Here is a 14,004-nt window from a genome sequence, read left to right on the forward strand (position 1 = left end):
AGGTCGTCCACCACGGTCCCCATTCCGTCCGGGATTCACCGCGACCCGCACCGAACCTCGAGTCCGACACCGCCGCACCACGAATCGTGTCCCCCCATGATCCGAGAAGAACCACCCCGAACACCACCACCGACCCGCACTCCCAGTGGCGGGCCCAAGCCGGCTGCCCTGAAGCTTCCTTCCCTGACAACACCACCGTCAGCCTCGCACCCCGAGATAAGCCCACCCAGACGACCGTCTTCGACCCAGATCGTATGCGGGTGACCGAAACCTCGTCCCGCTGAGACTATGTGCCATGCGGCAGCCGACCCGGTCACGCGTCGAGCACGGCACGAGCATCGCCGGTCACTTCACCGGCGGGCGAGCGATGATGGTGACCACGCTCTCTTTGCCTCCGTAAACGAACAGGGTGTTGGTCGTCGGATCGAAGGCGATTCCTGATGCGTCGGCGACCTGGATCGTGTCGGTCAGTGCGCCGGTCACCGTGTCGTAGGCGATGACCCCGCCTTTGTCGGGGCAGGAACTGTAGAGCGTGTGTCCAGTACCGTCGAATGCTCGTCCATACGGGGGTTGATACTTGAAGCAGCCCTGATTTCCGTCCCTGCCGCTGTCGATCACCGTGCTGGTGGCCTTGTCGATATCCACCGCCAGTATTTCCTCCCAACGCTGCTGCGTCGTAACTGCCTGCCGGGTGTTTTGATCGAAGTGGATGTGCGACGCACCATGGGGCAGCGTGATCGAGGAAACGACGGTGTTGGTCGCCAGATCGATGACGTCGAGACTGTCCGCGCCGCTCGCGGTATAGGCACGATTCATCGCCGCGTCGAGCGCGAAATACCTCACGTCGCTGCCGAACGGAACCGCCGGGTCCGCCTCGGCGGCGCCCCACGGGATCACGGACAATGTGCTGATCTCATCCGCCGCACTCGCAGTGGTACAGAATCGTCCGCAGTTGAGAACGTAAGCGGTATGGGTGTTTTCGTCGACTTCGACATCCCACGAGTTCTTGCCGGTGGGGATTTCGGCGGTGATGGCCCCGGCCATGGCGTCGATGACGGTGACGACACCCCCGGTGGTGGGCTCGAACGTACCTGTCACGACATAGACGGTGTGCGTGACCGAGTCGACCGCGACATCTCGCGGATACGAGGGCAGCGGCAGTCTCGCGGTCACCGAGCGGGTGGTCAGATCCACGATCGACAATGCCGCCGTCTCAGGGCCCCCGTTCGCCGTGTATCCGGCAGCGTTCACCACATACAGCAGCGGTGCTGTTCGATCCGCGAAGACCATGCCTTCGGAGCGGTCCCCGCCTCCCACCGTGATTGTCTCGGGGGCAACGGTTTCCGTCGTGGAGTCGACGGTATCGCGGGCCGAACTCGCTTCTCCCGCCGCGAAGTTCTTCCCTTCGCCTCCAATGCCGATGAGTCTGAACAGAATCGCCACAATCGCCGAGATCGCCACCACTGCCGCCATTGCCAGCGCCCACCGCGGGGAATGAGCATGCTGAGCCATCACGGTGGATTCCTGCGGCGACCCCGCACTACTCTCCGAACGATCCATCGACGTTTCCCGCCGGCTCGTCGCGGACAGCGGATCGTGTTCGTCAGGCTCGTTCATGACCCCCCGATCGATTGGATACTCGATCGAATATATCCGGCGGCGTATCCGCGCTCCTCACCGCGCCGAACCGACCCCCGAGCCCGCGATCGATCAGCGAGCGAAGGTTCCAGGCCCTGAGCCGCTGACCGATCTCAGCCGGCGGCGCCCGCCGCCGGCTGCAGCGTCAGCGAGATCGAGTTGATGCAGTACCGCTTGTCGGTGGGGGTGTCGTAGCCCTCGCCCTCGAAGACGTGGCCGAGGTGGCTGTGGCAGTTGGCGCACAGCACCTCGACCCGGCGCATGCCGAGCGAGTCGTCGGCCTTGAGGATGACCGCGTCGGACTTCGCCGGATCGAAGAACGACGGCCAGCCGCAGTGCGAATGGAACTTCTCGCTGCTGCGGAACAATTCGGCCCCGCACGCCCGGCAGGCGTAGACGCCCTCGGTCTCGGTATCGGTGTACTCACCGACGAATGGGCGTTCGGTGCCCGCTTCCCGCAGTACGCGGTACTCGTCCGGGCTCAGCTTGGCCCGCCATTCCTGCGGGGTCAGCTGGATGCGCGGTGCCGGTAGCGAAGTATCAGCGTCGGAACTCATGGTTACACGCTAATACTTCGCGCAAGTGCGTGCCCGAATCAGGTGGTCACGGGCTCGGGGACGGCCGGGCGGGGCTTGCTGTCGATCACCGGCTCCGCCGCGGGCTCGGGCTCGGGCTCCGGCTCGGGGTGCATCCACGCCGGGTCCAGGGTCTGCCCGTCGCGCAGGCGGCCCTCGCGGCGCGCGGACAGGTACCGCTCGCCCAGCACACAGAAGGTGACGATGAGCAGCAGCCCCCAGCCGAAGGTGGTGCGCAGGTATTCGAGGGTGCGCCCGGTGCTCTGCCAGCGGTCCGAGAGCCACTTGTCGTAGGACAGGAACCCGAAGATCGCCACCCACGCGGGCCAGTTGCGCAGCACCGAGTTCTTCAGCACCACGGTCATGATCATGGGGAACAGGAACATCGAGTAGTACATCTGCCCGAGCGAGCCCAGCAGCATCGTGCCCGCGATCAGCAGTCCCGAGGTGGTGCAGACGAAGAAGACCTCGTCCTGCCGGTAGTACCGGTACAGCAGCCACAGCGAAATCAGCACCAGCACACCGAGGGTGATGCGGATGACCCAGGTCAGCCAGTCCGCGACGCCGAAGTACCCGGCATTGCCGACGATCGCGCTGTTGAAGTAGTCGCGCGATTCGGTGAGGTAGGGCAGCGTGTGCTTCCAGAACTCGGCGTAGTCCACGATGAACGGCCAGGCCGCCAGGTTCAGGACGACCGGGACGCCCAGTGCGGTGATGAAGATCTTCCACTGCCCGCGCGCCGCCGCGATCAACAGCAGCGGGGCCAGCAGCGGCCCCTTCACCGATATCGCCAAGCCCATGATCACACCGGCCCAGAGATCCTTGCGCGCCAGCATGAATCGCAGGAACACCATCATCGCCAGCAGCAGGCAGCCGTTGATATTGGTGAAGATCAGCGTGTTGGTGACCGTCTCGGAGGCGAACATGGCCAGCAGCAGCGCGGGCGCGGCCACCGAGCTCAGCGTGAAGTCGAACAGCCGCAGCAGCAGATACCCGGCGAGAATGATCGCGATCGCGTTGAGCCCGATGAAGGCCCAGCGCGACTTCTCCGGATCGATCAGGGCCAGCGGCGCGATGATCAGCGTCCCGCTCGGTGGGTACAGGTAGTGCGGGTCGACCGAGTCGAAATTGGCGTTGTAGATGGGCCGATGGTTCAGAAATGCCAGCGATGCCTGATAGACCGGCCGGTAGTCATCGGTGATGTACCCGTTGACGGCCTTGATGAAGACGCGGTTCAGCACGGTCAGGACTGCTAACGGCCACAGGGCGAAGTTCAATACCTCGGCGGTGGTGCGCGCGGTTCGGGGCTCGAGCTGGCGAAGGAACACTCGGGCACGGTACACCGAAAGGCACGGTCACGGGTGCGCGGACCCGCCGAAATCATGCCGTGGCGCACACCGGACCGCCCGGTCGTAGCCCGGTTGTGCCACTGCGACCCACATCACGCCGGGCAGGCGGTCCCGTCGGCGGGCAGCGTCGCGTCCTTCAGATAGTCGGCCACCGCCTGCTGTGCGCAGCCCGAGTGCGCGAAGGTCGGGTGACCCCAGCCCTGCCACACCACGGTTGCGGTGCGCGCGCCCGCCGCGCCGAGCACGCCGGTGACCGAGGGGCGGCCGTCGGTTCCGGCCACCGGGTCGGCGATGCCGCCGAGTACGAGCGTCGGCCGCTCGAACTTCTCGGGCAGTCCCATGGGCGCGGCCGCGGGCCACGCCGAGCAGGACATCAGATCGATCGCCGCGTTCCGGCCGAACACCGGGTAGCTCGCGCCCCAGGTGCCGAGCAGTTCCTTGGCGCGCCCGGGGGTCGCGGGCTGGGAGTTGTCGCTGCACCGGTTCACGTATTGACCGTCGTTGGCGATGGCTGCGGTCTCGCGCTGCACGAACGGGGTGATGGGCCCGCGGTCGCCGCGCCCGAGAGCGGCCAGGGCGTCGGCGAATTCGGTGATCTGCGCGTTCTGCTGGGTGCGCGGGTCGCCCAGGAAACCGTTGAGCGTGGTGACCAGACTGGACGCGGCCAGATCGCCGAACGCCCCGTTCCCGGCCCGGTTCACCAGGTCGGCCACGGCCGCGCGGGGATCGGCTCCGAGCGCGCAGTTCAGTGCCGCGCAGCGCTGGGCGTACGCGGTCAGCGCTGCCTCGGCGCCCTTGACCCGCTGTTCGGCGCTGCCCACCGCGTCCAGCCCGACCGCCTGCGGGGAGTCCAGCACCAGCCTCCCCAGGTGTTCGCCGTACTTGCGGGCGTAGCTCAGCGCCACGGCCGCGCCCTGCCCGGTGCCCAGCAGCGCGATCTGATCGACCTGCCAGGTGCGGCGCAGCTGATCGATGTCGTCGGCGGCGTGCCCGGCGTCGAAGGTGCCCTGGGCGGGGGACAGGAAGTCCAGGCACTCGATGGTGGCGTCCTGGCTGGCCTCGGCGACCGCGTCCACCGGATCGGTTGCACCGCGCGTGAATTGGGCCTGTTCGGCGATCTCCCTGCGCAGCTCCGGGGTGAGGCAGTTGACCGGCTGCGAGCTGCCGATGCCGCGCCGGTCGACCGCGACGATGGGCCGGGTGGCCAGCAGCGGTCCGGCGGGCCCGGCGGCGAGCGCGGCCAGGGTCGCAGTGGAGGCGCGGTCCGAGCCCGAGGTCAGCACCAGCGGCGCCGCGTCCTTGGGGGTGCGGTCATAGCGAGCGCGCATGGCCGCGGTGCGGAAGTTGCCCGACACCGATCCCGCGGCGTCGACCTGGGTGGTGTACTCGGCGCATTCGAGCACGAGCCCGGCGGGCGGCGTGCCCAGGGACAGCAGATTGAAGCTCGGCACCGTGCAGTCGTGCCAGGACAGTTCGGATTTGGGCACCTCGGGGGCCGGCGGCGCGGGTTCGCCGGGCGCGGTGGTTTCCGCGACCCCGGCCTGATGTGGCCGTTCCACGGCGACGTCCGGCCGATTCGACGGACCGGCGCCACACGCGGTGGTCACCAGCAGGGAGAGTGTGGACGCCACCAGAGCGGCCCGAGTCCAGCGCATGCGCTACAGCCTGCCAGGTCCGGCGCCCGGTTTCAGCTACAGGGTGTGCGCGCGCGTCCACCGGGTGAGAATCGTGCCGTCCTCGGCGAAGATCAGCTGCCGGCATGCCATGGGGGTGGGCATGGCATTGGGGGACACGGCGATTCGCCGCTCGTTCCCGCCGACCAGCAGGGGAGAGATGGTCAGGCACAGCTCGTCGACGGCCTGCGCGGTGATCAGATCGCCGAACAGCGCGGGCCCGCCCTCACACAGCACGCGCCGTAGTCGCAGGGTCTCGAGCGCCGCGAGCAGTCCGGCCGGGCTCACGCTCGTCTCGCCCGCCTGCACGATTTCCCCGCCCGCGTCGGCGAGTTCGCGCAGCCGCGCGGCGGGCGCGGCGGCGGTGGTGATGATCAAAGGCCGGGCCCCGGCGTCGGTGAAGAGTCTGCTGCGCGGATCGAGCGCGGCACCGGCGGTCACCACCGCGATGCGCGGCGGCGCGCCGTCGGGATCACCGCCCGTGCCGTGGTGGTACAGCCGGGTCCGCAGGTGCGAATCCGTATGCGCCGCCCCGTAATTCTCCGCGCGCGCGGTACCGGCCCCGACCACGACGACGTCGGCCAGATCGCGCAGTATGCCGAACACCCGCTTGTCCGCGGGGGTGCCCAGGCCGCCCGAGCGGCCCTCCAGCGACGCCGCGCCGTCGATGCTGGTGACGAAGTTGATCCGCACGTACGGCGCCTGCGGTCCGACCGGGTAGGTGTACAGGCGCACCAGGTCGTCGTGCGTGAGATCTGTGAGCTGGATCGCATTGGGCATACGCTGCATGAGGACCGATTCCACCACGTCCGTACGCTTGTCCGGTGCAACAACGCCTCGTCGATCGCCACCCGGAGGTTCCGGCTGACCAGCTGGTGGCCCAGATGGTTCCCCCGCCCACGTTCGATGAGGTCAGTTTCGCCTCGTACATCCCGGATCCGAAGGAGCCCTCGCAGGCCGCGGCCGTGAAAAAGGCGGAGGAATTCGCCGGCGCGGTCACCAAGCTGCACAAGGCCGCGGCCAAGAAGCCGCTCTTCGGCAAGAAGAAGCAGGTCTCGGGCATCGGCCTGTACCTGGACGGCGGCTTCGGCGTGGGTAAGACCCACCTGCTGGCCTCGATCTTCCACAGCGTGCCGGGTCCCAAGAGCTTCGGCACCTTCGGCGAGGTGACCAATCTGGTCGGCGCCCTGGGCTTCAACAACACCGTCGAGCGACTGGCCGGCAACAGCGTGCTGTGCATCGACGAGTTCGAGCTCGACGATCCGGGCGACACGATGCTGGTCTCGCGGCTGCTCTCGGAGCTGACCGCGCGCGGGGTGTCGATCGTGGCCACCTCCAACACCCTGCCGGGTCAGCTGGGCGAGGGCCGGTTCGCCGCCTCGGACTTCATGCGCGAGATCAAGAAGCTGGGTTCGCTGTTCGAGCCCATCCGCGTCGACGGCCCGGACTACCGGCACCGCGATCTGCCGCCCGCCCCCGAGCCGACCGCCTCCGCGGTGCTGGCCGAGAAGGCCGCCGCCACACCGGGTTCCACGCTCGACGATTTCGACGCGCTGCTGAAGCATCTGGCGACCCTGCATCCCTCGCGGTACAACGCCCTGATCCACGACGTGTCCGCGGTGTACATCGACGGCGTGCACACGGTCACCGATCAGGCCGTGGCGCTGCGCGTGGTGGTGCTGGCGGACCGCCTGTACGACGCGGGCACCCCCGTCACCGTGTCCGGCGCCAAGCTGGACCAGATCTTCTCCGCCGAGATGCTCGACGGCGGCTACCGCAAGAAGTACCTGCGTGCCATCTCGCGCCTGCTGGCGCTGTCCCGGTTCGAGGTGCAGGCGGCGGCGTCCTGACCCCGCCCGGCCACGAGCCGGGAGATCGAGAAAGGGAAGTTGAATGATCCGAACCCGCAAGCTCGGCGCCTCCCTGGTGCTGGCCTCCGCGCTGTCGCTGGGCGCGTTGCCGACCGTGGCACTGGCGGATCCGCCCGCGGCGGTGAAGGTCGACCCGCCCGCCTCGACCGGCAATGTGGTGCTCGACATCTCCGAGCGCTCGCTGAATCTGCAGGGTGTGGTGAACGCGCGGGACGCGGGCGGCTATCGCACCGCCGCCGGCCGCACCGTGCGAACGGGACTGGTCTACCGCACCGGTGAGTTGAGCAAGGCCACCGATGTCGATCTCGCGGATCTGTCCGGGCGCGCCGTGAAGTCGGTGCACGATCTGCGCACGGGCTTCGAGCAGCAGCTGATGGGCGTGGACCGGATTCCGGCCGGGGCCACCGCGTACCACAACGACGTGATCGGCCAGGCGCCGCCGGAGGTCATGGCCTCCACCCTGACCGCGGGCACCGATCTGTATCGCGCCTTCATCACCGCCCCGGGCGCGAATCAGGCGTTCGCGGACGTGCTGCGCGACATCGCGCACAACGAGGGTGCCGTGCTGTTCCACTGCACCGCCGGCAAGGACCGCACCGGCTGGACGTCCGCGGTCCTGCTGACGATCCTGGGCGTGGACCGCGCCACGGTGAACTACGACTACCTGCTGTCGAACTACTTCCGCAACGCCCAGGCCGACGATCCGATGAACGGTGTCGTGCAGGGCGCGCTGGACGCGGCCTTCGATCAGGCGAACCTGAGCTACGGCAGCTTCGACAACTACGTGCGCGACGGTCTCGGCCTGAGCGCCGACGATGTCGCCGCCCTGAAGGCGAAACTGCTGTCCTGACAGCCGTTCTCGCGGTTGTCCCGCGGCGGTTGTGCTAACTCGCCTCGGCGATCGGGGTGCGGGATCCGCGCAGGCTGTACAGCTCTCGGGCGCGCTCGGGGGTGATCGTCTCGAGCGCGGTGGGCAGATCCTTGGACAGGTGCTGCTTCAGGATCTGTCCCGCCATGGGCGCCACGAACGGCGCGGCCTTGATCAACCCGAACGAGCCGAACAGCGTGAAGAGCCACACGATGAGCTTGACCGGCAGCTTGATCAGCGGATCGACGATGCGAGGCACGTTGTAGCGCCCCAGCTTTCGCATCCACATCGGGGTCAGCGCCGCGGTGGGCAGCGACAGCAGCCGGCTGCCGAGGTAGTACCCGAGCCCCGAGCCGTTGCGGGTGGAGGTGCGCAGCAGGTGATGCATGCCCTCCTCGGCCCGCACGGAGGTGCACAGCCGCGGGCGGACCTGTTCGAAGTAGGCGCGGATGCCCTCGCGGGTGAGCGGAACGTCCTCGCGCCTGCAGGTCTGGAGTTCGGCGGCGATGGCGCACTCCTCCCAGTACCGGGCCTCGTCCGCGGCGCTGAGCTTGCCGGGCCCGTAGACCTCGTACGCCTTGAGCACCGAGTGCCAGCCGGTGAGATGGATCCACAGCTGGGTTTCCGGGCTGTTGGCGGCGTAGCGCTTGCCGGTGATGGGCTCGATGCCGGTCATCGGCGCGTGCACCTGCATGAGGTGTTCCGAGGCCTGGATGGCGGTGCGGCCGTCGGCGATGGCCACCAGCAGGAAGTAGGAGAAGGTCCGGTCCAGGCGGCCGCGCGGATCGCTGTAGATCCCGCGCGAGTCCGCGACCGAGGCGGTCAGGAACGGGTCGAAGTGCTCGAGGACGACCGCGCGCTGGAAGCCGATGACCGCGGTCGGCGCGGTCCAGACCTTCCAGCTGGGCGAACCGGGTCCGAAGAATCCGTAGTCGTCCCGGCGAAGGGTGGTCGGGTCGAAGCTCATCGTTGACTCCTTGTGGGGCTGCTCGCCGGAAGGGGCTGCTCGTTCCGAACGAATACAACGCCACCGTAGCAATTGCGGGGGTGGAATACAACGGTCGCGTAGGATTACCGCCAATCGACCAGTCGAAGGCAGGATCGAACCGATGGATTCACGAACGGCGACCGAACGGCCGCGGCGTCGTTACGCGCCGCGCCTGCCTCCCGAGCAGCGCCGCGCCCAGTTGCTGGACGCCGCCTTCGCGGTCCTGGGCCGGGCCGAGCTGCACGAACTGAGCATGGAGGCCGTCGCGCAGGAGGCCGGCGTCGGAAAGCCGGTGCTGTACACCGTGTTCAAGACCCGGGCCGAGCTGGTCGAGGCGCTGCTCGAACGCGAACTCGAACGCGGCCTGGAACAGGTCGTGGAGACCCTGCCCTCGGACCTGCTCGGCGCCGATCCGGTGGAGGTGGCCTCACGCACGGTCGCCGCGTTCGTCGGTGTCGTGCTGGAGAATCCGACGCGCTGGCGGCTGATCCTGGCCAGTCCCGGCACCGCGCCGCAGGAGTACCGCGCGGCCCTGCGCAGTTCGCGCACCGGAATCTTCGATCAGGCCGAAGCTCTCATCCGCATGGGCGCGGCGCTCGACCAGCGCTGGGCCGCAATGGATTCCGCCCTGCTGACGAACTCGCTGCTCGCGGTGGCGGAGATGCTGGGCGGCCTGGCGGTGAGCGATCCGCAGCGCTATCCTCGCGAGCGCCTCGAGGCGTACGTGAGTTCCATCGTGCATCTGCTCGGCGGCGCCGGGCCGCCCGCGGCCGGCCCGTTCTAACCGCGCTGCTCGTCGTCCCAGCGGTCGAGCATGGCGGGCATCTCCCGGGCCATCCACACGAAGAACTCGTGCATGTCGCGCACCCGGGCGGCCTGCTCGCCGTCCGGATCGTCGAACAGTCGCAGTCCGCGCTGGGTCATGGCCGTGAGTCCGGCGTACATCGCGGTCTGCTGGCGGGTGAGCTCGGGCAGGATGCCCGGCCGGATGGTGTAGTAGTCGCGCCGATTGCCCGGCTTGGTGGTCTTGTCGACCCAGCCCATCGTGGTCAGCGTCTTGAGCGCGCTCGAGATCGAGCCCTTGGACGCCTGCAGCGCGTCGGTGATCTGGTTGAAGGTCTGCTCGGGCGGGGTGCAGACCAGGAGCCACCCGGCCGCGCGCCCGGCCATCCGCACCAGCCCCATGCGTTCGAGGACCAGCGCGAAATCCTCGACGAAGGCCAGTTGCGCCGCGGTGGGGGCGGGGCCTTCGTGCGGATCCGATGCGGCGCCGGTCATGGGTCGAGTCGTCCTTTCGGAGGGGGTCCGGGCGAGTGCGATCTGTTCAGTCTCGACTGAACGTGGAAAACATGTCAACTTCGGCGTACCGGACCCCGGCGAAAAAAGGGGTTGACGGCTCCCGGGGGACTTGGCTAACTTCAGACACCTCATGCATGTGTTCTTCATTTCGCTGTAGTCGCCACGCCGCGTCGAGCTTGCTCCGCGACGTCTCCCCGCCCCGCGAATTCGCCACTCGGCGTTCTCTTCTCGCGCGGCGTCCCACAGTGATCCGGCGCGTCCGCGCCGAGAACAGGAGCCTGCCATGCGCACCGCGCAACTCACCCTCTCCGACGTCACCAAGCGCTACGACGATCGCGTCGTGCTCGACGCGATCTCGCTGTCCATCCGGCCCGGCGACAAGGTCGGCGTGGTCGGCGACAACGGGTCCGGCAAGTCGACCCTGCTGCGGCTGATCGCCGGTCGCGAACTCCCCGACAACGGGGACGTGATCGTGCAATCACCCGGCGGGACAGGCTATCTGGCGCAAACCCTGGACCTGCCGCCGACCGCCACCGTCGCCGACGCCATCGATCTGTCCCTCGCGGAGCTGCGTGAACTCGAACAACGTCTGCGCGCCGCCGAAGCGGCCCTGGTCGCACCGGGATCGCTCGGTAAGCGCCTCGAGCGTTACGAAGAACTGGCGGCCCGCTTCGAGGCGCGCGGCGGCTATCGGGCCGAACTACGCGTCGAAACGGCGCTGACCGGCTTGGGCCTGCCGGGCCTGGACCGAAACCGCCTGCTGGGCACGCTCTCCGGCGGTGAACGCCGACGGCTGGCACTGGCGGGAACCCTCGCCTCCGCGCCGGAACTGCTGCTGCTCGACGAGCCGACCAACGACCTCGATCTCGAGGCCGTGGAGTGGCTCGAGCGCGCGCTGCGGGCCCACCGCGGCACCGTCGTCGCGGTCACCCACGATCGAGTCTTCCTCGAACGCATCACCTCGGTGGTGTTCGAGGTCGAGGCCGGCCGGGCGTCCCGGCACGGCAACGGCTACGCGGGCTACCTGACCGCCAAGGCCGCCGAACGTCGCAGGCAACAGTTCGAGCACGACGAGTGGCGGGCCGAGATGGCGCGCAATCGCCGCCTGGCGGAGTCGAATGTGGCTCGGCTGGAGGCGATTCCCCGCAAACTGCCGCTCGCCAACTTCGCGGCGGGCCCGTTCCGGGCGCGCGGGCGCGCGCACGGCGCCATGTCCCGGGTGCGCAACGCGAAGGAGCGCGTGGCCAGGCTGAGCTCGAATCCCGTTGCGCCGCCGCCGGATCCACTGCGCTTCGGCGCGGCGCCGGTGGTGGCCGGTGACCTGGCGGGCGCGCCGGTGGCCGAACTCACGGGTATCCGTGTCGACGGCCGCCTGGTGCTGGAGGACCTGCGGCTCGACGCGGCCGATCGGCTGCTGGTGACCGGTCCCAACGGCGCGGGCAAGACGACGCTGCTGCGGCTGCTGGCCGGGGAGCTCACCCCGGACAGCGGCGTGGTGGTCCGGCACGGCCGGGTCGGTCATCTGCGCCAGGAGGAATCACCGTGGCCGCCCCGGCACACGGTGCTCGAGGCGTACGCCGCCGGCCGGGTCGGCTACCCGGAGGAGTACACCGGGGAGCTGTTGTCCCTCGGCCTGTTCCGCCCCGCGGAGCTGGGCCTGCGGCTCGAGGAACTGTCCTACGGCCAGCGCAGGCGCGTCGAATTGGCGCGCCTGGTCAGCGATCCCGCCGATCTGCTGCTGCTGGACGAGCCGACCAACCACCTGTCCCCGGCCCTGGTCGAAGACCTGGAACGGGCGCTGGAGGGTTTCGCGGGCGCGGTCGTCCTGGTCACGCACGATCGGCGGATGCGCGCGCGATTCCGGGGCAGGCACCTGGAATTGGGTGCGGGACAGCTCAGAACGTCAGCCGCATGACGTAGTCGTGATGCCGCTGCGAGCCGACCAGAAAGGTTTTGGTGCCCGCTATCTCGAATCCCTGTTTGCCGTAGAAGCGCTGGGCGCGCGTGTTCTGCTGGTTCACCCCCAGCCACACCCCGGCGCTGCCGTCCGCGCGAGCGGCGGCCAGCGCGGCCGTCATGAGGGCGGCCGCGACGCCGCCGCCGTGGTGATCGGGCAGCACGTAGATCTTGCTGAGCTCGGTCACCGGGCGCTGTTCGATCACGGCGGCCACGTCCGGATCGGCGGGCTCTGCGGCGTTGAGCAGTGCGTAGCCGACGATCCGTCCCTCGGACAGGGCCTTGAGCGCGATCCGCGCGGGGTCCTTCAGGTACTCGCGGAATCGTTCGGCCGAGAGCCACTGGTCGATAAAGGCGGCGATGTCGGCGGGCGTGGATTCCGGCGGGCAGGCCAGGGGAAAGGTGGCGGCGGCGACCTCGCCCAGCTCGGCGGCATCCGGGATGTCGGCCCGTTCGACGGTCACTGGAAAGTTGCTCACTTGTCCAGTGAAACATGCCCCGCCGTCGGTGGCGCGGGCGCGGCCCGCACGCCCGCGCTCGCGTGGAAGACCTGCGCGCCGCCGATGAGCGCCAGCGCGAACAGCAGCGGCACCGCCAGGCCGCCGCGCAGATCGGTGACCGCGGCCAGCGCGCCCACCACGACCCCGCCCACGAGCGTGCCCGCGTAGTTGAACAGGTTGAGCCGCGCGATCACCGAGTCCAGGCCGCGGCCGCTGGTGGGCTGGCCGGCCTCGCTGAAGCACAGCGGCGCGATGAGCGGCAATCCGATTCCGGCGATGAGGAATCCGGCGATGGCCACGGTCGGATCGGGTGCGGCCACCACGATCGCCAGTCCGGCCGAGCCGATGATCGAGGCCACGCGCACCACCGCGCGCGGCCCGAACCGCCGGACCCACAGGTCCCCGGTGAGCCGGCCGAGCAGCGACGCGCCCTGGTAGGCCGCCAGCGCGAGTGGGGCCGTGGACGTGGAGGCCGCCAGCACATCGGTCAGGTACAGCGCCGACCAGTTGCCGACGGCGAAGTCGATGGCGAAGGCCAGCGCCAGCACGATGCCCACGGCCAGGAACAGCCGGGTGGGAACCGCTGCGCCGGAATCGGTTCCGCCGGGCGCCGATTCGGCGGGCCCGGCCTCGGCGTCCGCCGCCGACAGCAACTTCGGCCCGGCCGCGAGCGTGACGGCCAGCACGATCGTGGCCGCGATCAGCACCGATACCCGCAGGGAGAGGCCGAACTCTTCGAAGGCCGAGACGCACAGCGCGCCGGTGATCGCCCCCGCGCTCCACGCCGCGTAGAACGAGGACAGAATGAACCGGCCGTAGCCGTGCTGGATGAACACCGCCTGCATATTGGTTCCGGCGTCGACCATGCCGACCGCCACGCCGTACACGCCCAGCACGGCGAACAGCACGAGCCGGTTGGGCGCGCAGGCCACGCCCACACCCGAGGCCGCGATCAGCAGCAGGCCCAGCCGCAGCGCGGTCCGGCTCGACCGGCGCAGTGCCAGCCGCTCCGCGGCGATGCTGCCGCCGCCGGCCAACAGGGAGATCAGGGCGACCGCGGCTACGATGTGCTCGTCGGTGAGTCCGAACAGATCGCGCTGCTGCGGCAGTTCGGTGAGCACGACGGCCAGGAAGAACCCCTGCAGCGCGAAGGCCGCCGAGTTCGCGGCGCGCGCGGCCCGCGGTTGCGGGACGGGGGTCGGCGGGTGAATCATCCGGAAAGAGTAGCGATGGCAACGAGTACCGGCATCTCGTGTCGCGATAACATTCCGCCCGGCCCTTGATCAC

General features: G+C 69.0%; 13 protein-coding genes. 4 read left to right on the plus strand and 9 right to left on the minus strand.

Annotation, left to right across the window (positions count from 1 at the left end; all coding sequences use genetic code 11):
* Positions 1-345: 345 nt before the first annotated feature.
* The 5 genes from ACWIGI_RS09875 to ACWIGI_RS09895 form a co-directional block, all read right to left on the minus strand.
* Positions 346-1,617 carry a YncE family protein gene (locus ACWIGI_RS09875; protein ID WP_454201970.1) on the minus strand — a complete coding sequence of 424 codons (1,272 nt, stop codon included), beginning with the start codon at positions 1,615-1,617 and terminating at the stop codon, positions 346-348.
* 134 nt (positions 1,618-1,751) lie between these two features.
* Entirely contained in the window at positions 1,752-2,195 is a 444-nt protein-coding gene (gene msrB, locus ACWIGI_RS09880; protein ID WP_454201971.1) for a peptide-methionine (R)-S-oxide reductase MsrB, read from the minus strand.
* A 38-nt stretch (positions 2,196-2,233) separates the two neighbouring features.
* Positions 2,234-3,541 carry a glycosyltransferase family 87 protein gene (locus ACWIGI_RS09885; RefSeq protein WP_454201972.1) on the minus strand — a complete coding sequence of 436 codons (1,308 nt, stop codon included), beginning with the start codon at positions 3,539-3,541 and terminating at the stop codon, positions 2,234-2,236.
* Between the two features lie 113 nt (positions 3,542-3,654).
* Entirely contained in the window at positions 3,655-5,217 is a 1,563-nt protein-coding gene (locus tag ACWIGI_RS09890; RefSeq protein ID WP_454201973.1) for an alpha/beta fold hydrolase, read from the minus strand.
* Between the two features lie 36 nt (positions 5,218-5,253).
* Positions 5,254-6,042 carry a pyrimidine reductase family protein gene (locus ACWIGI_RS09895; protein WP_454201974.1) on the minus strand — a complete coding sequence of 263 codons (789 nt, stop codon included), beginning with the start codon at positions 6,040-6,042 and terminating at the stop codon, positions 5,254-5,256.
* A gap of 17 nt (positions 6,043-6,059) precedes the next feature.
* Between ACWIGI_RS09895 and zapE the strand changes: the two genes are divergently transcribed.
* Both zapE and ACWIGI_RS09905 read left to right on the plus strand, forming a co-directional pair.
* Complete coding sequence (gene zapE / locus ACWIGI_RS09900) at positions 6,060-7,085, plus strand: cell division protein ZapE (protein ID WP_454201975.1); 1,026 nt, start codon at positions 6,060-6,062, stop codon at positions 7,083-7,085.
* Between the two features lie 43 nt (positions 7,086-7,128).
* Positions 7,129-7,956, plus strand: coding sequence for a tyrosine-protein phosphatase (locus ACWIGI_RS09905; protein WP_454201976.1), 828 nt, complete (start codon positions 7,129-7,131; stop codon positions 7,954-7,956).
* 34 nt (positions 7,957-7,990) lie between these two features.
* On the opposite strand, the gene ACWIGI_RS09910 is transcribed toward ACWIGI_RS09905, so the two are convergent.
* Positions 7,991-8,941: an oxygenase MpaB family protein gene (locus ACWIGI_RS09910; RefSeq protein WP_454201977.1), complete on the minus strand. Its 951-nt coding sequence runs from the start codon at positions 8,939-8,941 to the stop codon at positions 7,991-7,993.
* 142 nt (positions 8,942-9,083) lie between these two features.
* Between ACWIGI_RS09910 and ACWIGI_RS09915 the strand changes: the two genes are divergently transcribed.
* Complete coding sequence (locus ACWIGI_RS09915) at positions 9,084-9,746, plus strand: TetR/AcrR family transcriptional regulator (RefSeq protein WP_454201978.1); 663 nt, start codon at positions 9,084-9,086, stop codon at positions 9,744-9,746.
* On the opposite strand, the gene ACWIGI_RS09920 is transcribed toward ACWIGI_RS09915, so the two are convergent.
* A complete protein-coding gene (locus tag ACWIGI_RS09920) occupies positions 9,743-10,240 on the minus strand; it encodes a GbsR/MarR family transcriptional regulator (RefSeq protein ID WP_454201979.1) in 498 nt (165 codons plus the stop codon). The two genes, ACWIGI_RS09915 and ACWIGI_RS09920, sit on opposite strands and share 4 nt — an antisense overlap.
* A 304-nt stretch (positions 10,241-10,544) precedes the next feature.
* Here ACWIGI_RS09920 and ACWIGI_RS09925 point away from each other — a divergent pair, with 304 nt between their 5' ends.
* Positions 10,545-12,176, plus strand: a complete 1,632-nt coding sequence (locus ACWIGI_RS09925) for a TlrC/CarA/OleB/SrmB family ABC-F type ribosomal protection protein (protein ID WP_454201980.1) — start codon at positions 10,545-10,547, stop codon at positions 12,174-12,176.
* Here the strand turns inward: ACWIGI_RS09925 and ACWIGI_RS09930 are convergent.
* Both ACWIGI_RS09930 and ACWIGI_RS09935 read right to left on the minus strand, forming a co-directional pair.
* The gene (locus ACWIGI_RS09930; protein WP_454201981.1) at positions 12,157-12,696 is read right to left on the minus strand and encodes a GNAT family N-acetyltransferase; all 540 of its coding nucleotides are present in this window, start codon (positions 12,694-12,696) and stop codon (positions 12,157-12,159) included. The two genes, ACWIGI_RS09925 and ACWIGI_RS09930, sit on opposite strands and share 20 nt — an antisense overlap.
* A complete protein-coding gene (locus ACWIGI_RS09935; RefSeq protein ID WP_454201982.1) occupies positions 12,693-13,931 on the minus strand; it encodes an MFS transporter in 1,239 nt (412 codons plus the stop codon). The genes ACWIGI_RS09930 and ACWIGI_RS09935 overlap by 4 nt, the downstream gene beginning before the upstream one ends.
* Between the last annotated feature and the right edge of the window lie 73 nt (positions 13,932-14,004).

The organism is Nocardia sp. NPDC055321 (genome assembly GCF_053645575.1).